The 19,896-nt window shown below is 49.2% G+C and carries 17 protein-coding genes; 9 read left to right on the top strand and 8 right to left on the bottom strand.

From position 1 onward, the window contains the following. Window positions 1-5 precede the first annotated feature (5 nt). Window positions 6-848: a peptidoglycan DD-metalloendopeptidase family protein gene (locus tag CBE68_RS07340; protein ID WP_229744685.1), complete on the top strand. Its 843-nt coding sequence runs from the start codon at window positions 6-8 to the stop codon at window positions 846-848. An 80-nt stretch (window positions 849-928) separates the two neighbouring features. Continuing rightward, window positions 929-1,915: an RNA polymerase sigma factor RpoS gene (rpoS, locus tag CBE68_RS07335; RefSeq protein ID WP_087505516.1), complete on the top strand. Its 987-nt coding sequence runs from the start codon at window positions 929-931 to the stop codon at window positions 1,913-1,915. Between the two features lie 67 nt (window positions 1,916-1,982). Here rpoS and CBE68_RS07330 read toward each other — a convergent pair whose 3' ends face one another. After that, window positions 1,983-2,480 carry a glycine cleavage system protein R gene (locus CBE68_RS07330; protein ID WP_087505417.1) on the bottom strand — a complete coding sequence of 166 codons (498 nt, stop codon included), beginning with the start codon at window positions 2,478-2,480 and terminating at the stop codon, window positions 1,983-1,985. Window positions 2,481-2,688: 208 nt separating this feature from the next. Between CBE68_RS07330 and CBE68_RS07325 the strand changes: the two genes are divergently transcribed. Continuing rightward, the gene (locus CBE68_RS07325) at window positions 2,689-3,972 is read left to right on the top strand and encodes an L-lactate MFS transporter (RefSeq protein WP_087505416.1); all 1,284 of its coding nucleotides are present in this window, start codon (window positions 2,689-2,691) and stop codon (window positions 3,970-3,972) included. A 66-nt stretch (window positions 3,973-4,038) separates the two neighbouring features. On the opposite strand, the gene CBE68_RS07320 is transcribed toward CBE68_RS07325, so the two are convergent. Continuing rightward, window positions 4,039-5,835 carry a Na/Pi cotransporter family protein gene (locus tag CBE68_RS07320; protein ID WP_229744686.1) on the bottom strand — a complete coding sequence of 599 codons (1,797 nt, stop codon included), beginning with the start codon at window positions 5,833-5,835 and terminating at the stop codon, window positions 4,039-4,041. 224 nt (window positions 5,836-6,059) lie between these two features. Here CBE68_RS07320 and CBE68_RS07315 point away from each other — a divergent pair, with 224 nt between their 5' ends. The 4 genes from CBE68_RS07315 (at window position 6,060) to CBE68_RS07300 (ending at window position 10,818) form a co-directional block, all read left to right on the top strand. After that, window positions 6,060-8,195 (top strand): FUSC family membrane protein, encoded by a 2,136-nt coding sequence (locus tag CBE68_RS07315; RefSeq protein ID WP_087505415.1) that lies wholly within the window; start codon window positions 6,060-6,062, stop codon window positions 8,193-8,195. 87 nt (window positions 8,196-8,282) lie between these two features. Then, window positions 8,283-9,083: a type 2 periplasmic-binding domain-containing protein gene (locus CBE68_RS07310; RefSeq protein WP_229744687.1), complete on the top strand. Its 801-nt coding sequence runs from the start codon at window positions 8,283-8,285 to the stop codon at window positions 9,081-9,083. Window positions 9,084-9,280: 197 nt separating this feature from the next. After that, window positions 9,281-10,414 carry a M14 family metallopeptidase gene (locus tag CBE68_RS07305; protein ID WP_229744692.1) on the top strand — a complete coding sequence of 378 codons (1,134 nt, stop codon included), beginning with the start codon at window positions 9,281-9,283 and terminating at the stop codon, window positions 10,412-10,414. A 5-nt stretch (window positions 10,415-10,419) separates the two neighbouring features. Beyond that, window positions 10,420-10,818 carry a GlcG/HbpS family heme-binding protein gene (locus CBE68_RS07300; protein WP_087505413.1) on the top strand — a complete coding sequence of 133 codons (399 nt, stop codon included), beginning with the start codon at window positions 10,420-10,422 and terminating at the stop codon, window positions 10,816-10,818. Window positions 10,819-10,869: 51 nt separating this feature from the next. On the opposite strand, the gene CBE68_RS07295 is transcribed toward CBE68_RS07300, so the two are convergent. After that, complete coding sequence (locus CBE68_RS07295) at window positions 10,870-11,853, bottom strand: zinc-binding dehydrogenase (protein ID WP_087505412.1); 984 nt, start codon at window positions 11,851-11,853, stop codon at window positions 10,870-10,872. 106 nt (window positions 11,854-11,959) lie between these two features. After that, window positions 11,960-12,943, bottom strand: a complete 984-nt coding sequence (locus CBE68_RS07290) for a potassium channel beta subunit family protein (protein ID WP_087505411.1) — start codon at window positions 12,941-12,943, stop codon at window positions 11,960-11,962. A gap of 175 nt (window positions 12,944-13,118) precedes the next feature. Here CBE68_RS07290 and CBE68_RS07285 point away from each other — a divergent pair, with 175 nt between their 5' ends. Continuing rightward, window positions 13,119-14,042: a LysR family transcriptional regulator gene (locus CBE68_RS07285; RefSeq protein ID WP_158100523.1), complete on the top strand. Its 924-nt coding sequence runs from the start codon at window positions 13,119-13,121 to the stop codon at window positions 14,040-14,042. Window positions 14,043-14,052: 10 nt separating this feature from the next. On the opposite strand, the gene CBE68_RS07280 is transcribed toward CBE68_RS07285, so the two are convergent. Further along, window positions 14,053-14,571, bottom strand: a complete 519-nt coding sequence (locus tag CBE68_RS07280; protein ID WP_087505409.1) for an RNA methyltransferase — start codon at window positions 14,569-14,571, stop codon at window positions 14,053-14,055. Between the two features lie 217 nt (window positions 14,572-14,788). On the opposite strand from CBE68_RS07280, the gene CBE68_RS07275 reads away from it, so the two are divergent. After that, entirely contained in the window at window positions 14,789-15,604 is an 816-nt protein-coding gene (locus CBE68_RS07275) for a mechanosensitive ion channel family protein (RefSeq protein WP_087505408.1), read from the top strand. Between the two features lie 44 nt (window positions 15,605-15,648). On the opposite strand, the gene CBE68_RS07270 is transcribed toward CBE68_RS07275, so the two are convergent. The 3 genes from CBE68_RS07270 to CBE68_RS07260 are packed head-to-tail and all read right to left on the bottom strand — an operon-like array spanning window position 15,649 to window position 19,837. Beyond that, a complete protein-coding gene (locus CBE68_RS07270; protein WP_087505407.1) occupies window positions 15,649-16,146 on the bottom strand; it encodes a gluconokinase in 498 nt (165 codons plus the stop codon). Then, window positions 16,143-18,500, bottom strand: a complete 2,358-nt coding sequence (locus tag CBE68_RS07265) for a GH36-type glycosyl hydrolase domain-containing protein (RefSeq protein WP_229744688.1) — start codon at window positions 18,498-18,500, stop codon at window positions 16,143-16,145. The genes CBE68_RS07270 and CBE68_RS07265 overlap by 4 nt, the downstream gene beginning before the upstream one ends. Further along, window positions 18,497-19,837, bottom strand: a complete 1,341-nt coding sequence (locus CBE68_RS07260) for an MFS transporter (RefSeq protein WP_087505512.1) — start codon at window positions 19,835-19,837, stop codon at window positions 18,497-18,499. Before CBE68_RS07260 ends, CBE68_RS07265 begins: the two co-directional genes overlap by 4 nt. Window positions 19,838-19,896: the final 59 nt, after the last annotated feature.

Genomic DNA, 19,896 nt, shown 5'->3' with positions numbered 1-19,896 from the left:
CCTACTTGAACTCACTAAAAGCCATGAAAATATTATGGTTAATGATGAGTCTTGGATTGGCTGGCTGCGCTAGCCAATCACAAAATCCTGCCCCTGTGAGATCAATCACAAAAGATTATTCCCAGCAGTATCAGACAAAAATTACCGGTAACACTTATCGTGTTAAGTCCGGCGACACACTTTTCTCGATCGCTTGGGCTTCCGGTCAAGATCATAAAAACCTGATAGAAATTAATGATATAAAAGCGCCGTATACAATTTTTCCGGGACAGACATTAAAACTGCGTGGAGAAGCCAATAATTCCGTCGTTAGTAAAAAAAATACCGATCGGTCAAATAGTTCAACTCACCAACAAAAAAACATCGACAGTCGTCATAAAAATGACGTTGACTCGACTTCCGCACAGGGATATCGTCAGGTCAAGGCTGGTCAAGAAAGAAGCAGTACGGCTCAGACCAAACCGCGCCCATATGGACGTGTAAAACAGTGGCTTTGGCCCACCAAGGGAACTTTATCGGGACGATTCTCGGCATCTTCTCTCGGCTCCAAAGGTATTGATATAAAAGGTAAATTTGGTCAAGCTATAACCGCTTCTGCTGAAGGAAAGGTCGTTTACGCCGGGTCTGGACTGCGTGGTTATGGTGAACTCATCATCATCAAACATTCCGACGAATTCCTTAGCGCTTACGCCCATAACAGTGTCATTCGTGTCACTGAAGGACAATGGGTGAAGGCTGGTCAATTGATTGCCAATATGGGTAGTACGGGGACTGATTCGGTCAAGCTGCACTTTGAGATTAGATACAAAGGAAAGCCAGTCGATCCCATGAAATATTTACCTAAATAGGGCGGTCTGTTGGAGCGGGGGCTCCGTACGCAAGGTAGCACTACAAAAATACATAGGGATATTAGGTTGGGAGAATGGGTATGACTCAAGAAGCACAAGCAGTCACTTTGGAAGACGAAATCCACGAACAAGATGAAGCGTTTGAAGTCGTTGAAGCAGAAACAAAACGGACGAACTCCAAAGGTAGAGAATCGCTCTTAAGCGACGAAGTCACACAGCAAGATTTACAAAAAAACCTCGATGCAACGCAACTTTACTTAAGTGAAATTGGCTTTTCGCCGCTACTCACTGCGGCCGAGGAAGTGTTTTTTGCCCGCCGCGCTCTGAAAGGTGACGAGCGAGCAAGAAAGCGGATGATCGAGAGTAACCTGCGATTGGTTGTAAAAATTGCCAGACGTTACAACAATCGCGGCTTGACGCTGCTAGATCTCATTGAAGAAGGTAATCTGGGCTTAATTCGCGCAGTAGAAAAATTCGACCCTGAGCGCGGTTTCCGCTTTTCTACATACGCCACTTGGTGGATCCGACAAACCATCGAACGTGCGATTATGAATCAGACGCGAACCATTCGTTTGCCGATTCATGTTGTCAAAGAACTGAATGTTTACTTGCGTACAGCTCGTGAGTTGGCTCAATCGTTAGATCACGAACCGACTGCGGAAGAAATCGCCATGAAACTCGACAAGCCTGTCGAGGATGTCAGCCGTATGTTGCGCCTGAACGAAAAAATCAGTTCAGTCGATACACCAATAGGCGGTGGTAATGACAAAGCATTACTCGACGTGATTGCCGATGAAAATGATTCAGGACCCGAAGAACGGTTACAAGATTCTGATATGCAGCGCAACATTGTCCGTTGGTTGGAAGACTTGAATCCAAAGCAACGAGAAGTACTGGCTCGTCGTTTTGGTCTTCTCGGCTACGAACCATCAACGTTGGAAGATGTTGGTTCTGAAATTGGATTGACTCGTGAGCGCGTACGTCAGATTCAAGTCGAAGCGCTCCGTCGCCTGCGTGACGTATTGAGCAAAAATGGCTTATCTGTCGAGTCGCTGTTCAAAGCCTAGACAGACAATTGTCGCAGACACGAAAAGGGAGCAGCTGCTCCCTTTTTTAATGGTGCTTTGGTAGCGGTTACACCACAGTGACAACCATATCGTCGGCTATCCCCTCAAGCTCTTCGGCAAGTTCTTCGCTTTTAAGACTATTGGGAACTTTAAGCATCAGTCGCGCAGTGAAGACGCTGCGACCAAGCTCTGCAACACCAATGCGCTGGCAGTCCATATCAACTAGCTCAATGCTCTCTGAATCCAACACCTGAGTTATCTCATTGACGATGCCGGCTCTGTCGCTTGAATCAACCACCATTTCCACAATCGAACTAGGCGGCGGTGTTGGCTCTCCTTCGGAAAACACTGCGCATATCGCCGGCTCATTGTTAAAAATATCTTTTAGTGGCTGAACTTGTGGTTGTGGCAGTTCTACTTTGATTAAGGCTGAAATCTGATCGTCGAGGTGGTTGACCTTACTGGTGAGCCATTTGCCACCGAGTTCATGGGTCTTCGCCGCAAGATCTTTTAACAGACCAGGTCTGTTGTTTCCCATTAGGGATGCTACAAGAATTGCGCTCATAAATAGCTCTTTGTTAATTATATGTTAATGAAGCTTGCTTTTCTGGGTGCCCATCCGGCAGCCAATCCACTCATTTCCAAGTATCAAGACTTTACCAAGCACAAAATCACTATGATTGAAGTGCTGTGACGACTTATTGATCACCGTCAATTAACAAAATCGCAACCAATATAAAGTGCCATTAACAAAATTCATCTGGAGATAACAAATGAAAAATCGCTGGCTCATTGCCGCATCGGCGGTAGGTGTTCATGCTTCGATTGGCTCTGTATATGCGTTCAGCGTATTTAAAAAGCCATTGGGTCAACTTATTGAAACTGCAACCAACAACGAAATTGCGTTGACGTTTAGTTTGGCTATTTTCTTCTTAGGTATGGCTGCAGCCATTATGGGGCACTTTGTTGAAAAGCATGGTCCTCGCAAAGCTGGTATTTTGTCCGCTAGTTTCTTTGGTGGTGGTTTATTAGTTGCGGGCCTTGGCGCCGCGATGGAAAACCTCTACATCATCTGGCTCGGTTATGGTGTGTTAGGTGGTATCGGCCTTGGTATTGGTTACATTACGCCTGTGTCAACGTTGGTTAAATGGTTCCCAGACCGTCGCGGTTTGGCTACTGGCCTAGCGATCATGGGCTTTGGTTTTGGTGCCATGATTGGTGCGCCAGTATTTAACTTCATCATTGAGTACTTCGGTGTTCAGAACGGTGGTATTGCCAACACTTGGTTCATCATGGGTGTGGTTTACATCGTTGTGATGATGTCTTCTGCCCTCTATCTAGAGCGCCCACCACAAGGTTGGATGCCTGCTCACATGAAAGAAGCCATTGAGTCAGGCAAGCAGAAAAAAGTTGAAGATTTGTCTCAGCAAACTGCTAACGAAGCCGTTAAGACTGGTCCTTTCTGGGGCTTGTGGGTGATGATGTTCATTAACATTTCGTGTGGCATTGGTGTGATTTACTCTGCCTCGCCTTTAGCGCAAGAAAGTATTGGCTTGAGCGCGGCGGAAGCGGCAGCAGTTGTTGGCTTGATGTCATTGTTTAATGGTTTGGGCCGTATTGGTTGGGCGTCGTTCTCTGATGTACTGGGCCGTGGCCAAACTTACATGGTGTTCTTCTTGATTCAAATTGCTGCGTTTGTGATTCTGCCAAATATCACTAGCGTACTTGTCTTCCAGATTGTGTTGTACACCATTCTGACCTGTTACGGTGGCGGCTTTGCTACCCTACCTGCATTTATCGGTGATCTGTTCGGCACCAAAGAACTCGGAGCGATTCATGGCTATGTATTGACTGCATGGGCAGCCGCAGGTTTGGCTGGCCCACAAATCAATGCGTACCTGCATACGTTGACTGGTTCTTATGAGCTGACACTGTACATCTTTGCTGGTGCTTTCGTGCTGGCTCTGGCTACCTCACTGCTAATGATTAGCTACATCAAGCGTGCTCGTGCAGCGAAAGATTTAGAAGAAGCACAAGGTAATGTTGCCGTTGCCTAAACAGTAACTCTACCAACACTAAAAAGCCGACTGCAGAGTCGGCTTTTTGCTATCTGGGTAAGTGGGCTACAGTTTTACTTGGCGAATATCTCGTTTGCGCAGATGGAGCTTGGCAATGCGTTTACTCAGGGTATAAATCCGTTTTAAGGCATCGATCCATTCCATTTCCAAGTGGAACAACTGCAGCCGCTTGCCATCTTGATCGGACAATCGTTGGGCTTGGTGCTCCAATACCGTTTCAAGCAGTGAATTCAATTCGCGCTTGGCCCTTAGCACTCGGGTGGCTAAATCTCTGTCATTGCGGCGAACTGCATTGACGCAATCGAGCAAAGCATCATTAACCCGCTCTTGAGCCTGATCCAAAGTATTGCGCATGATCGGGCTAATCACCAAATCGTGGTTGAGGGCGTTGTAAGCCAGCGGCAACATGGTATCGACCACCAAATCGGCGATGCTCTCCAACTGATCGGTAATACTGATCAACTGGATCTGGTGGGCACTTTGGGCATCAGACAGTGGTTCTAAACGCAGCCTGCCCAAGTAAGCTAGAATTTTGCCATGAAGCCGATCGACCTCTTCTTCAATATCCTCAATCTTCTGCAGTTGCTCTCGTAGCGCCTGTTTTCTCGCGGCATCCAGAGTGCTGCAAGACAATGGCGGTAGCATATTAACCATATTACAAACACGACGTCCGATGCGTCCTAACTCCAAGTGAGCTTGGGTCAGCGCGAGGTCGGGGGTTTGCAACAATTCTTCTGCCAAGTATTTGGTACGAATGGTTTTGTTCTCGCCTTTTAATTGATGGGGCACAACTTTACGGGCGAACCAGACAAATACCCCGGCAAAAGGCAGCATTACTATCGTATTGAAAACGTTAAACAAAGTATTGGCGTTGGCGATTTGGCGTGGTATTTCGGCAGCGCTTCGAGCAACACCTTCAAGATTACTATGTGCTGGTGAAATCGCTACGCTAATGTCGCTGAGCAGAGCAATCAAAGGTATCCAAATCAGTACGCCTATGACGTTAAACGCAACATGCACGGCTGCTGCTTGCACTGCTTCTCGTGGTTTGCCAATCGCGGCCAAGACCGCCGTAATGCAAGTGCCGATGTTAGCACCCATCGCTAGTGCAATACCTGTTTCGAGGGGGATTAACCCTTGTCCAGCCATGACGATAACAATACCTGTCGTGGCTGACGACGATTGCACGAGGGCGGTAAATGCCGCGGCTAGTGAAATGGCGATGAACACATTGTCCATGTGTGCCATGGTGTTGATAAAGGGCTCATAGCTTCGTAGCGGCGCCATGGCGTCGCCCATCATATTCATGCCAAGAAAGATCAGGCCCAAACCAAACAGCATGTTGCCATAATGGCGAATTTTTTCATTGTTGGCGGTGAATTGAACTAGAAATCCCACAGCGACCATTACCATGGCAGTTTTGGTGACTTTAAAAGCAACGATTTGTGCCGTGACTGTGGTACCTATGTTGGCTCCCATGATGACACCAACGGCTTGTGTCAGAGACATCAAACCGGCGGAAATAAAGCTGACTAACAGCACCGTGGTGACCGATGACGACTGGATGATGGCGGTAATGCCAGTGCCTGTTAGCGTTGCCATCACTCGATTGGTGGTGAGCTTGGCCAACAAAGTGCGCATCCGGTCGCCCGCAGCCCGCTTTAATGCCGCCGACATTTTATCTAAGCCATAAAGGAATAAAGCAAGACCACCAAACAGGCCTATTAGCATTGGCCCGTAAGATAATTCATCGGTGTTAGCGGCTAACACCGAAAAAGGTACAGCCAGACTGCTCCAAGCCACTAGTCGCAAAGTGAAGCGACAAAAAAGAGTACTCGTCATCGAATAACCTTCAACAAATAGGGTTACTACTAATTAATTGCTGAGGCTCGGGGAATGTCGAATGACCATGTCACATTTTGGTAATTAATCATCCACTTATGGATAAATGTGCATAACTAGCCGGTGACCTCATTTGTTTTGTGGTTTATTTGTGTTACATAGATCACAGTTTTGTGTCATTTTATTCGTACCACGATGGCTCTAGGAGGTTTGGCAGTCGTCCAATGGCATATTTTTCTCCCCCTTCAACACGCTCGCCGTGGTTTATTGCGGCGATAAAGGCAAGCTTGCTGACTGCTGGCTTTCTGCTTTGGGGACTGGTGCACGACAATCTTGTTGTCATGAGTGCCATGTCGATGGGGGTGTCGGCTGCCGCCTTGTCTGATCATCCCAGTCAATATGCCAAACGCTGGGTGACGCTATTGTCGATGTTGGTCAGCTTTGGTCTGGCATCGGCCTCTGTGGTTGTTTTGTACCACCTACCATGGCTGTTTGCCGCTGGCCTCGGTATTTCTACATACATGTTGCTGATGGCTAGTGCATTTGGCCCTAGGTTTGGCCGAATTAGCTTTGGTGCCTTGAACATCGCCGTGTTTACCATGCTTAGCTACAACCATCATCAGCAGCCCGAGTGGTTACCTGTCATGTTGGTAGGTGGCTCTTTGAGCTATTTCGTCCTTTCCAGTGCCGTTCATTTAGTGTTGCCCAACTTCAATTTGGAACACGATAGCCGCCAATTGTTCTCGACGCTGGCCAAGTACCAACTCCTCAAGGCACGCTTCTTTGACGATGGCACTGATCCTGCGGAACTGCGTTTGCGACTGGCAAAGATTGGCGCGCAAGCTTCTATGGCTCTGGCCAATGTCCGTCAGCAACTCATTGTTCGGCAAAATCAAAACCTCACCGCCAACCATCAATCCGGTTATCTGGCCCAATTCTTCAAAGCACAGGTATTGTTGGAACGCTTGAGCTCGTCGCATTTGTTGTATCAGGAATTGCGCGAGGAGTTGGCTGATACGTCGTTGCCGAGCCGAATTCAGCGGGTGATGGTTGGTTTGTCGAAACGCATGTTGCGACAGCCGCGCTATCGAGCGCTGCAAAGCTACCAGATGGACGATGCGGTGGCGGATGAATTGGCCAAGCTTGAACAAAGTGTTGAACGGTTGGCTAAGCGTCAGGTGTTTAGCTCTCAATGTGGTAGTCAATTAAGGTTTCTGTTGACCAACCTGGCTAAAGTGGCTGAGCTAACAGAACGGCAGGTGCCATTTCCCAAAGAAGACTTCCTGTTTTCTGAACAGAGTAAGCTGAAATGGCGTGATTATTGGCGGCTGTGCGTGAACTCGGGGACGCCGTTATTCGGTCATGCGACACGGATGGCCTGTTGCATGTTGGTCGGCTATGGCGTGATTCAACTGCTACCAGCTGATAGCCAAAACTACTGGCTGCTTCTAACGATTCTATTTATCACCAAACCAACATTTTCAGAAACTAAGCAGCGCTTATTGCAACGAATAGTGGGCACTCTCGCTGGTATTGCAATCGCCACGGGGTTGTATTGGTTGGCTCTACCGGCAGCGGCACTCATTGTCATTGCGGTGCTCGCCAAGTTCATATTCTTTTGGTATTTGCAGCAGCGTTACTCGGTCGCTGTTGGCTGTGTCTCGGTGTACGTCGCCATTCTGTTGCAATTCTATGGTTTGGATGCCGAAGCGCTGTTCGTCAAGCGGATCTTAATCACTGTCTGCGCAGCAGCCTTAGTGTACCTGGCATTGCGATACTTGTGGCCTGATTGGTTGCAGCAGCGTTCGCGACGAGTTGTCGCAACCAGTATTAAAGCGCTGGGAGCCTACCAGTCGAGCATTTTCCAACAATACTTAAGCCAACAACGCCACGAAAACGAAGAGTATCGGCTAGCTAGATTTCACGCTCACGTCAGCGAAGCGACATTGGTTGAACATTGGCAAGCGCTATTGGCAGAGCCAAGAACCAAGCAGTCAGAAGCGAGTACCTTGTATTTGTTGACTGGCCGGCTACACGCTTACTTATCTCATCTATCTGCGCTGGCATCGCATCGCGGTACGGTCGATTCAGATACAGCTTTGCCGCTAATCGCTCAGATTGGACAGCGCTTAGGTCAACAATTACAGCAATTGGAAGCGGTACTGCTGAGTAAACCTTTGGTAGGCAGTCAGACTGATCATCGAGAATTGTCACAACGACTTTCACAATTGACATCAACGCTAACAGGCCCTGATTTGATGGTTACCTTTCAGTTGTTGCGGCTCAATGAGAACATTGAGCAAATCCGACAATTACTATTGCGACAGGATGACTGGCAGCTGGCAACCCAAATCAACTGATGCAGAGTTCAAACAATTTGATCTAAATAGTTGATCTCTGTAAGCGCTTACATGATCATGTCGCCCTCGTTTTTGAGGACGTCACTAGTGCATCAGTTAAAGTTTTGGAATGGCAACAAATCGCTCGTCCGCCAGCAGCACGAGCTACAGGTGATCACCGAAATTTCTCGTACCTGGGGGGATCAACCTTGGCATATCGACAATGATGTGACTGCTTTGCCTAAAGCCGATGATGAGGGCAATGTACTCAATGGCTATGCTGATCTGACGGTGACGGTTGCTGGCAATTCAAAGTTCGCCGGGCGCGCTAAAGTCGTCATTGAGCAGCCGATTGCGAAAGGTTTGTTGGGCCTGCGGTTGCTTATTATCAAGCGCCAACGATTGGCGCAATTTAGCAACATTCACAGCTTAGCTGATCTCAAACCACTGCGGGCTGGTATTCCAGCAACTTGGGCAGATGCTGAGTTGTTTAGAGCCAATGGCTGTCACGTGGTTGAGCGTGGCAGTTTTGAACAGATCTTTGAGCGACTTAAGTGCGATGAATTTGATTATGTATCGCTGGGCGCCAATGAAATTCTCGATATCTATCAAAACATGGCCGGTGACGATCCAGAGCTAATCATTGAGCCGACTCTAATGCTCTATTATCCCTTTCCACTGGTGTTTTACGTTGCGCCGAACCAACTTGCTCTCGCCGATATGATTCGTGCAGGGCTCAATGAAATCGCTGGCAACGGCGTATTGGAGCAGTGTTTCGACGACTATTATGGTTTTCCTGTCGGTCAGTTGAACATTCACCAACGGCGGGCTATCAATCTTCATAACCCGTTACTACAAGGTGAGCTAGCGGATTATCAGTCTCCCTTGATGACTAATGCTCGAACATAAAGCAACGTTGGCTGACTCGCTGTTGTTGTAAATAGTTGTTTGCATCCAAGGCCTTGCTAATGACCTGAGTGCGGTTTACAGCCGTATTGTGAATGGCACAATCAGGTTCTGCTTTGTGGCCGCAATTCGCCGTCTATACTCGACGGGTAGTTGTAACTGGCCCTGCCTTCCAATCAACAATAAGAGAGACTCCCATGATCCGTATCTCCAGTCACTTTGATAGTGGCAACATCGAATGCCACGACTGCCAAGATCCACAAAATATCCGCTTGAGCATTCGACAAGACGGAGCAGCAGAATTCTTGCAGTGGTTCCATTTTCGTCTATCCGGAGCTGCTAACACGCCGTGCCGCTTGGTGATCGAGAATGCTGGCGAGTGTTCTTATGTTGAGGGCTGGAATGACTACCGAGCGGTTGCTTCTTATGACCGTGAGAACTGGTTCCGGGTCAACAGCCGGTTCGAAGATGGCAAACTGATTATTGATCATGAGCCTGAACTCAATAGCATTTACTTTGCTTACTTCGCGCCTTACTCCATGGAACGTCACAGCGATCTAGTGGCCTGGGCTGCTGATACTGGTGATTGCGAAGTAGAAGTCATTGGTCGCACTGTCGATGGCCGTGACATGGATCTGCTGACGATTGGTGATGAGCGTGATGGCAAGCTCAAGTGCTGGGTCATTGCTCGGCAACACCCCGGTGAAACTATGGCGGAGTGGTGGATGGAAGGGTTCTTGGCGCGGATGCTAGATGGCACTGATCCGGTCGCTCGTGAACTACGAGATCAAATGACGTTTTATGTCGTGCCCAACATGAACCCTGACGGCTCGTTCCGGGGTCACCTCCGAACCAATGCCGCTGGCGCTAACCTCAACCGCGAATGGCTTGAGCCAAGCTTGGAACGCAGCCCAGAAGTGTTTCATGTGCTCGAACGAATGAAGCAAACAGGTGTCGATTTTTGTTTAGACGTCCATGGTGATGAAGCCTTGCCATACAACTTTATTGCTGGTGCAGAAGGGATTCCGAGTTGGAACGAATTCAAGCAGCAGCAACTTGACCACTTCCAAGCGGAGCTGGTCAAAGCGAGTCCTGACTTTCAAACTCAATTTGGCTATGACAAAGATGAGCCAGGTCAAGCCAATATGACCGTATGCACCAACAATATCGCCGAGCGTTTTGATTGTTTGGCCATGACCTTGGAGATGCCGTTCAAAGATACGGTGGAAACGCCAGACTATGAACAGGGTTGGTCGCCAGAGCGTTGTATGCGTCTAGGTGAAGCCTGTGTCAATGCGATCTACCAGTCGCGCAGTGTATTGAACAAAGGATAACGGCCATGGATATTTCGTTTTCTCAAGCCCAAGCTGTGTATCACGCGGCGTTAAAGCTTGCTGCCGACAAACAAGTGGCCGTTGCTGTCGCAGTGGTTGATGCTCATGGCGAGCTGGTTTGTTACGGCAAAATGGATGGAGTGGCCTTTCACGCTGGGGTGTTGGCGCAAAACAAAGCGTATACCGCGGCGCGCGATCGACAGCCAACCGCTAATTTAGCCCAATGGGCGCAGCAAACTGGCAAGGATTTAGGATATTGGAGTGACCCCAAATTCACCGGCATCGGTGGCGGCATGCCGATTGCGATTGATGGTCAGGTCGTTGGCGCTATTGGCATTAGTGGTATGAGCGAAGAGGATGATGCAAGCCTTGCTCAAGCCGCGATTGATTTAGGGTTATCATAACCGTGATCACTTGAGTGATAATCAGGGGCGATAGCTGTCGCCTCTGATTGTTTAGGTCAATACTGCAACCAATTTTCCCACCGTTCGCTGCTTTCTCATTGCCATTAATGCTTCAGGAATATCCGCCAGCTTGAGAGTTGTCAGTTTCGGTACCGTAATGGTTTGGTTGGCGAGTAATTGATTGACGGCTAATCCAGCGGTGACGATGCTATTGCGACCAAAATCACCCTGAACATGGCCAGAGCCTAAGCTCAACTGATGGCAACCAATCCCTCGTAAAAACGCATCTTGATAATTGTTCGGCTGGCAAGTTTGGACCAATTCCACCAACTGACCATCAAAGCGTAAGCTGTTAGCGCACTTCACTTCATTGTCGCCACCGACGCAGTCGATAGCGATGGCGACGCCTTGCTGATTGGTCGCTTGCAGGACGCTAGTGACGATATCTTGCTGGTGGTAATCGATGGTGATATCAGCGCCGAGAGATTTCACATAAGGATGGTTGGCTGCTGAACAAGAAGTGATGATTTGGCCAATACCAAAATGCTGAGCGAGTTGGATGGCGAAGCCTCCTACGCCGCCAGAGCCTCCAGTGATAAGGATGCTATCGGCACCTCGGGCTGACAGTTTTTCCAATGCCCGCCAAGCGGTCCATGCGGCGCAAGGGGTTGCGGCAGCGACTTCTGGTGTGACATTGGGCAAAGGCGTCAAGGTTCTGCTGTCATGAACGGCGAATTCGGCAAAACCGCCATGATGACGGCGCATATTGCCGTGATAGAGCACTTTGTCGCCGACTTGCCAGCAAGTGACGGCGTCTCCTTTGGCGACAATTTCTCCTGCTACATCAAGGCCGCCGACAAATTCATTGGTCATACCGGCCACCATGCCTTGCCACAAATTGATTTTGCTATCGACCGGATTCAGGCCAACGGCTTGCACCGTGACCAACACATCGTATTCGGTTTCTAGTTGTGGCGTAGGTAGTTCGCGCAGATGAAACAGATCGTCTTCAGGGCTGTAGCTAACGGCTTGCATGGCAGATCCTCGGCGAGAATGGCAGGACACCTTTGAAGTTAACCCAAGGATGCCCGTTATACCAATTTAGCTCGATGATTGTGCAGCCGTTACATCACAACATCGATCACCAACGGATCGGTTCGGCTGGCTTATTGCCTAGGATATCGTCTATTTGCGACATTACTGCTGGCGTTAACTTGTCACTGTGGCTGACCGCTTGGAGATTGTCTTCTAGTTGCGCTAACTTGGATACCCCAAGAATAATGCTGCTGACATTTGGATTTGCTAAGCACCAATTCAACGCCAAGTGATGCAGCGGAATGTCGAGCGATTGCGCGAGTTCGTTAAGCTGACGAATCTGATCAAGTTTGTTGTTTTCACCGATTAACATGTCGCGGAGCCATTCGTAGCCGGGCAAAGCAAGGCGGCTATCGGCCGGAACGCCATCGAGGTATTTGCCGGTCAAAAGGCCGCTGGCTAATGGTGAGAAACTGGTGATGCCAAGTCCCATCAGAGGATAGAGTGGCGCAAATTCGCCTTCAACTTTATCGCGATGCAGCATGTTGTATTGCGGTTGTTCCATCACCGGTGCAATGAGGTTCTCGGCTTTGGCAATGGCCCAAGCTTCGGTGATCTGCTGAGCGCCCCACTCGGAGGTACCCCAATACATGACTTTACCTTGGCTGACCAAATCATGCATGGCGCGAACGGTTTCGTATATCGGCGTATCGATATCCGGACGATGGCAGTAGTAGAGATCTAAGTAATCGACTTGCAGTCGGGATAATGCGGCATGGCAAGCATCAAATACATGCTTGCGGCTTAAACCTCGCTGGGTAGGTTTCTCACCGCCCCAGAACACTTTGCTCGATACCACGTAGCTGTCTCGACTCCAGCCGAGTTCGGCAATGGCTTGTCCCATTAAGCGTTCAGATTCGCCTGCTTCGTAGCCCTCGGCATTGTCGAAAAAACTGATTCCTGCTTCATAGGCATGGGCCATGATGTTCTTGGCGTCAGATAAGTTCACTTGCTTGCCAAATGTAACCCAAGATCCAAGGCTTAACTCACTGATTTGAAGGCCACTTTGGCCAAGACGTCGGTATTGCATCGTTCGCTCCCGCAGATTGCCATGAAGGCATAAATAACGTCTCCATTATAGAAGTTCAGACCAGCGGAAAAACAAACAGCATTGAAAAGATAATTTGTTATATCAAACAATGGGGGGGATTAGTGAGTTATTATCTTCCAATCTTTTCGTGTTAAGTCAACATTTGAGGGTTGCCATGGCAAAAAATCACAAACGAGTGGAACGTCTGCTGTTGTTTTCCAAGGTCGCCGAGTTACTTAGTTTCTCCAAAGCCGCCGAACAATTGGATATCTCTCGAAGTTACCTGTCACAGCAAATCAATCAGCTTGAGAGCGAGCTAAAAACTCAGTTGCTAATTCGCTCCACACGGAAGGTGCGATTAACCACCGAAGGACAAAAAGTGCTGCGGCAAATGCTGGAAATCAATCAAAAGCTGGTTGATATGGAACGCGATTTAAGTCATAGCGACGAATCCGTCAGTGGTTTACTGAAAATAACTGCGCCGGCATTTTTTGGCTCTGCGTACTTGATGCAAGTGTGCAATGAATTCCGCCAGCAATACCCACAAGTAGAGTTCGAAATTGATGTCGGCAACCGACTCGAAGACTTGGCCAAGCGCAATTACGATCTTGCTATTCGTGTTACCAATCAACCACCGGAGAATATGATTGCCAGACAGTTGACCCGTTATGAGCACTGGCTTTGCGCTTCTCCGGCGTATCTGTCACAGCACGGAGAGCCAATAGAGCCTGAAGACTTGCTCCATCACCAGTGCCTGTCACATCCAGCTTGGCGCGAATGGCGTTTGCAGCCGCGTCGTCGTGGCGACGATGAAGCAATAGTGATTGATACCCATGGCGGCTTTGCCGTCAATGATTATGGCGTGCTGATTGAAGCTTGCCTAGCTGGGCATGGTTTGGTTAGAGCGCCGCAGCATTTACTAGAGCAACATGTCAGCGATGGCCGACTACAGCGGCTATTCAGTCACTACCAAATTGAAGCGCGCGATGTCTGGTTGGTATATCCGCAACGAATTGAGCACTCAACCCGAATGAAGCTGTTTATCGCCTATTTGCTCAAACAGTTTGACCAGCCAAAAACGATTGCGGCCGATCATTGATGCGATTGTTTTAGCCGACACGGGTATTGTTGTTGCGATCTCGACTCGCTCGAATCAAATCATCGCCGCTTGTTGTTAGCGCATCGGCAGTGCCACGCTTTGCCAATCTGTCGTACAACACCACGTTGACAGTTGCGGCTAGGTTCATACATCCCACTGTCGGTACATAAGTGGCGCCATCAGCGCGGTCAATAACATCTTGTGGAATCGAACCATCTTCTGGACCAAATACGTAGATGGCGTTTGCCGGATGCTGAAACTCCGGCAGCGGCGTGGCGCCCTCAATCAAATCAACACAAATCACCTGAGTGTCAGTTGTTAAGCCCTCAAGTACGTCGTCCACTCGTTTGATATCAAAATGAGACGCAGCATTTTTGGTATCGGTGTGAAACTTGGCGCCGCGTTCCCAGCGGTGGCCGGTATAACGGATAGCGGTGGCCTGATAACAGTTGGCAGCTCGCAGCACGGCACCGACATTGGTGGCGCTTTTCGGGTTGAGTAGTCCAAGGATGACGTCTGAAGTTTTCATAGGGCCAGTAATGATCGTTATCGTGATGGGGCGCGATTGTAACTGTGGTTTTGAGCGCCAACAACCAAGAGGCGCTCACTGTTGTCATCAATTGTTGTCATGATGGCTTGAAGGTAACTCACGATGATTCCAGCAAGTATATTTTGCTGGTTGAATCGCTTTGAACTAGCCTTTGAAAAGCCTAAAAAATTTCGCGGTTATAACAGAGGGAAAGCGAATGGAAGAGTACGTCAATGAAGGAGTCAGTTTGGCCATGGCATATTTGCCAAAGGTCTTGCTGGCGATTGTATTTTTATGGGTTGGTCTGTGGGCGATTAAGAAGATCGTTGGCCTGATGGACTTAGCGATGACCAAAAAGGACATCGAAGTGTCGTTGCGAGGGTTTCTGTGCAGCGTCCTAGGGTCATTGCTTAAGGTCGCGCTGGTAATTTCTGTCGCCACTATGGTGGGCATCGAAATGACCGCCTTTATCGCGGTGCTGGGTGCTGCTGGTTTAGCGGTTGGTATGGCGTTGTCCGGAACACTGCAAAACTTTGCAGGAGGGGTGATTATCTTGCTGTTCAAGCCCTACAAGGTCGGTGATGTCATTGAAGCGCAGGGTTACATTGGTTCGGTGAGCGATATTCAGATTTTTGTCACGGTACTTAAGACTCCCGACAACAAAACTATCATCATTCCTAATGCGCCACTGTCGACCGGCTCTTTGGTTAATTATTCGGTCGAAAAGACTCGCCGTGTCGATCTGGTGTTTGGCATTGGCTATGGCGATAGTATTGATGAAGCGCGCAGTGTCATCCAAGGCATTGTCGACGCAGATGAACGTATTCACAACGATCCTGAACCGTTCATCAAGGTCGGTGAGTTGGCCGATTCGTCAGTGAATTTCGTGGTGCGTCTTTGGGTCAACTCTGAAGATTACTGGGGTGTTCACTTCGATACCATCGAAGCGGTGAAAAAAGCCTTTGACGACAAAGGTGTGTCTATTCCGTTTCCTCAGCAGGATGTTTACATCCACCAAGCTGCCAATCAATAAATTGCAGTTGCTGGTTAGGCAAGGGTCTTTGGCCCTTGCCTTGTTTAGCGACGTAACACCTGTGCGACCAACTGATCAAGCGATTGAGCGCCATCGAGCGTGGTGATTTGCTCGTCATCCGCAAATGGCTCAAGAGCAGCCAATTGTGAATCAAGCAAAGATGCCGGCATAAAGTGCGCTTTGCGCTGTTTCATGCGTTTGATTAGCTCGTCTCTGGCCACTTCTAAAAACAAACATTGGCATTGTGGAAACGCTTGTCTGAACTTTGCTCGGTGACTCTGCCGCAGCCCGGAATAAGCCAATACAACCGATTGCCCTTGCTGATGTTGACGCATCACTTGGCTGATCAGTTCATCAATCCAGGGCTCACGCATGGCATCGGTGAGTGGTTTTCCTGCTGCCATGTGCGCTTTATTCTCAGCACTGTGATGATCATCGGCTTCAATAAAATAGTAGTCCAATGTGGGGGCCAACTTACTAGCAAAGGTACTTTTACCACTGCCGCTGACGCCCATAACAATGATTAATTGTGGTGTCGTCATCGTGGTAGCAGGACCTCAATCTGATAGTGCTTGCCAGCTTCAATGGCAATAATTTGTTGGTCGAGAATTTCCGCCTCTGATGATACTAAGGTCATTGCGGTCACTTCTTCAGAGCGTTGATAGTGAATATCAAAATGCGCGCCTCGGAATTTCCTGACTAACCGTGCGGATTGCCAATCACTTGGCAATTGTGGTGCCAGTTGAACACCTTGCTGATTGCCGACAAAGCCAAACAAGCATTGAACGATAATGCGATGAATCCAGGCAGCACTGCCAGTATTAAACAATTGACTGGAACGTCCGGCGTGCTCTGGGTATCGCTCATACGCGCCGCGATAGTAGTTGGGGACAAACACCGGGAGTTGCCCTCTGCGCAGCAAGTCTTCATCACAATCAGTGGGAAACATCTGCTGCAAATACTCAAACGCCAAGTCTCCTTCCCCTGCCAGATAAAGTGCGTAGACATAGAATGCCGCGGCATGGTTATACACTGAGCCGTTTTCCGCCGAGCCGGAGAACTTTTGCGTCACTCGACCAATATGTTCATGCATGTGGGTAAAGGCAGGAGCCAGCATTTGCAAGCCATAAGGTGTTGCTAAGTGCTGTTTAACGGCGGCAATAATACAGTGCTTTTGCTGCGCATCGGCAGCCCCTGCTAACAGGGCAAAGCTCTGTGGATTGAGGAATATTCGGCCTTCCTGATCGGCTGTTCGGCCAAATGCGGTGCCATCGTCACTAATTCCCCTTAGGTACCAATCACCATCCCAACAGTGTTGGTTGAAACTGGCTCGAAATGACGAAGCTAGATGTTGATAACGTTCGCTCAGTTGCATTTGCGATGCCTTGGCCAGCAGGTTGGCCCACAACTGGCAGGCATAGCCACTGGCAATCGTAAGCCAAGCTGAGACGCCTTTGCCTTGATAACCAACCATATTCATCGGATCGCACCAGTCGCCCTGGGCAATGTAACTCAAGCCGCGCTCGTCGCGCTCACTGTCGAGCCAATCCATGGCGCCGCAAATATGGTTTTGTACCGAGTCGACTTGGTCGCTATCGGCATACGGCACCAGCTCATTGAGTAGCTGGTAGTCATTGGTTTCTTGCAAATAGGTTTCAACTAGCATTGGCAGCCAAACACAATGATCGGTGTGAGGGACCTGATTAATGTACTTGAGCTTGGCATCTGGATGGAGCAATACGCCATCTGGCATTTGCCCCGAGCTGAGTTGCTGACTGAGTGCCGTGATAATGCGAGATCGGCATTGCGAGGGCGCGACAAAACAATAGCCCAAGGCGTCTTGCAAGAAATTACGAGTTTGTGGATCAGTGGTAAGGCGGTTGCTTTCGCCATGGTATCTCACTTGCCGAAAGAGCCAGTGATTGACTTGGTGCGACAACCACGAAGAGGGCATCGTCACTTTGAAAGGGACTTGATTGTTGGCCGAGACGTCAATTGCTGGAGCTTTGGCATTGGCCCATTGTTGCCGCCGCTTGCTGATTTCAGCTGTTGTTTTTGCTGCGCCAAAGGCAAACAGATAACACTCAGAACGTTGACCAGGCGCCAACTCAATGGCGTACTGCATTGCCGCCACTGGCGTTTGGTAAATCGCTGGCTGGCGAGGGAGTTCCGCTTGTGTTAATGCTGTTGGATTGTGGAGTCCGCCTTCGCCCTCAAATCCGGCTTGATTCACTTGCCATGAGTCAGGCACATGGTCGGCCCAAAGAAATGTCTTTTCAGCAAGGTGTTGATTGGCAAAATATTGCTCTACTTTCTGATAGGGCGTTACCTTTTGGCAAATAATAGTATTCAGCGCTGCATCAAAGTCGCCCTGTTGGTTCATCCATGACATGTAGCCAACCGTGAAATAGGGCGTCAGCTTTAACTGTTTAGCTTGCGCGCTGAGGTTGGTCAGTTGGCAGCTCCAATACTCCACGACTTCATCGTCACCAAGCCAAGTGGTGAGCTCAATCTCTACTTCTCCATAGCGAATCAACCATTGAATCGAACGATCGTAGCAACGCATTTCAAAGTGCTGAGCTTGAACTCGGCAAGGCTCATAAGGCACTGAATAGAGTCGCTGATCGGTGACATCATTAAGATAGAAAAAGCGGCCCGGGTAGTGGCTAAAGTAGGGCTGCTCGGGCTGCATGAAAGTGGTTGCTTCGATATTGGGCCCGGTCGAATACTTAGCTGGCTCTGGTTGCATAAATTGACTGGTGACATAGCCTCGGCAATTGTACTGAACCATCATTTTTTGGTTCCACAGGTAGGCCGAAGCCAGTGGCATTTGGGTCGGACTGGAGAGGCGACAACTGCCGTCGGCGGCGAATTGAATCATGCTATTGGTGGTCATGCGCGTTGCTCCAATTGGTATTGGATTCGATCCAGCTCTGCACTGTTCAGGCTATATCGACTGGCGATCCAAGCAGCAAGCAATGCGAATGCGCTCGGAATCAGGGTGACGAGCCAAACGATGGCTTCTGTTGACTCAGCCGATTGTTGGCTGTTGGCTTGATAACCCATGGCCGCCAGTAGCCAACCGATGACCGCTGCTGCGGCAGCGCCACCGAGCTTCAATGCAAAGGTGGCTGAGGAAAAGATCAAGCCGGTGGCGCGGCGATTGTTTTTCCATTCTGAATAGTCAGCTGTGTCGGCATACATGCTCCAAACCAAGGGGGATTTAGGGCCTAACGCCAACGAAATCAGAATACCAAAGGCGAAGATCAAGCCGATGCCATCGGCAGGTAGAAAATACATGGCAGCGGACAAGATACCAACCGCAATCATCAGCCAGATTAGCAAGGTTCGTTTGTCCCAAAATCGAGTTAACAAGGGAGTCGAAGCGGCGCCAACGGCATAAGCAATCATGCAGGCGGTAAGGAAATCACCCATGAGTTCTGGGCGTTCGACAAAATATTTGAAGTAATAGGCACTGGCGGCATTTCTTAGCGAGATGGTCATGATGACCGCCAAGCCTAACCAGAACAGTACTAACCACGGACCATTGGCGAGCAGATCTTTGCCATCTTGGGCAAAATTACTGCGCTGGGGCGGACCTGTGACGCGCTCCTTAGTAGAGATAAAAGTGATGAAAAACAGTAAACAAGCGACCACTGCATAGATCATCATGGTTAACTGCCAGCCTAGCTGAGCGTCTCCTGCGCCGAGCATGGCAACCAGCTTTGGGGTACCCCAAGTGACAATCACACCGCCACTGAATGCGGCGACAAATCTGAGCGAAGTCAAAGTGGTGCGCTCTTGGGCATTGGCTGTGATGACACCTAGCATTGCGGAATAGGGAATGTTGACGAAGGTGTAGGCCACCATCATGGTAATGTAGGTGGCGTAGGCCCACAGAAGTTTACCTGAGGAATCGAGATCAGGTGTGGTGTAGGTCAAGACCGCTGCTGCAGCGAGCGGCAGAGCTCCCCAAAGTAAGTAAGGCCGAAATTTCCCCCACCGTGACTCGGTGCGATCGGCCATATAACCCATTGCCGGATCGGTAAATGCATCAATGATGCGGGTAACCAGAAACATGGTGCCAGCGGCCGCGGCGGGCAAACCAAAGACATCGGTGTAGAAGAACAGCAAATAGACTTCGATGTTTTTCCAGAAAAAATTAAAACCACCATCGCCAGCGGCGTATCCAAGTTTTTCTCGCCAGCTTAGTTGGCTGTTGCGCTCTGTCATGTGGGCTCCTGCACGAGTGAATTCTTGAGCAGATGGAAATGATTTATATCCACAAGAAA

This window comes from Neiella marina, from assembly GCF_002165625.1.
Classification (GTDB): Bacteria; Pseudomonadota; Gammaproteobacteria; order Enterobacterales; family Neiellaceae; genus Neiella; species Neiella marina.
This window is presented reverse-complemented; position numbering and strand designations above follow the sequence as displayed.

What these genes read in the sequence shown, in the direction of transcription:
- CBE68_RS07290 (WP_087505411.1), bottom strand. Translation starts at nt 12,943, where the DNA reads ATGCAATACCGACGTCTTGGCCAAAGTGGCCTTCAAATCAGTGAGTTA.
- CBE68_RS07315 (WP_087505415.1), top strand. Translation starts at nt 6,060, where the DNA reads ATGGCATATTTTTCTCCCCCTTCAACACGCTCGCCGTGGTTTATTGCG.
- CBE68_RS07320 (WP_229744686.1), bottom strand. Translation starts at nt 5,835, where the DNA reads ATGACGAGTACTCTTTTTTGTCGCTTCACTTTGCGACTAGTGGCTTGG.
- CBE68_RS07330 (WP_087505417.1), bottom strand. Translation starts at nt 2,480, where the DNA reads ATGAGCGCAATTCTTGTAGCATCCCTAATGGGAAACAACAGACCTGGT.
- CBE68_RS07260 (WP_087505512.1), bottom strand. Translation starts at nt 19,837, where the DNA reads ATGACAGAGCGCAACAGCCAACTAAGCTGGCGAGAAAAACTTGGATAC.
- CBE68_RS07295 (WP_087505412.1), bottom strand. Translation starts at nt 11,853, where the DNA reads ATGCAAGCCGTTAGCTACAGCCCTGAAGACGATCTGTTTCATCTGCGC.
- CBE68_RS07280 (WP_087505409.1), bottom strand. Translation starts at nt 14,571, where the DNA reads ATGAAAACTTCAGACGTCATCCTTGGACTACTCAACCCGAAAAGCGCC.
- CBE68_RS07285 (WP_158100523.1), top strand. Translation starts at nt 13,119, where the DNA reads ATGGCAAAAAATCACAAACGAGTGGAACGTCTGCTGTTGTTTTCCAAG.
- CBE68_RS07265 (WP_229744688.1), bottom strand. Translation starts at nt 18,500, where the DNA reads ATGACCACCAATAGCATGATTCAATTCGCCGCCGACGGCAGTTGTCGC.
- CBE68_RS07300 (WP_087505413.1), top strand. Translation starts at nt 10,420, where the DNA reads ATGGATATTTCGTTTTCTCAAGCCCAAGCTGTGTATCACGCGGCGTTA.
- CBE68_RS07275 (WP_087505408.1), top strand. Translation starts at nt 14,789, where the DNA reads ATGGAAGAGTACGTCAATGAAGGAGTCAGTTTGGCCATGGCATATTTG.
- CBE68_RS07270 (WP_087505407.1), bottom strand. Translation starts at nt 16,146, where the DNA reads ATGACGACACCACAATTAATCATTGTTATGGGCGTCAGCGGCAGTGGT.
- rpoS (WP_087505516.1), top strand. Translation starts at nt 929, where the DNA reads ATGACTCAAGAAGCACAAGCAGTCACTTTGGAAGACGAAATCCACGAA.
- CBE68_RS07325 (WP_087505416.1), top strand. Translation starts at nt 2,689, where the DNA reads ATGAAAAATCGCTGGCTCATTGCCGCATCGGCGGTAGGTGTTCATGCT.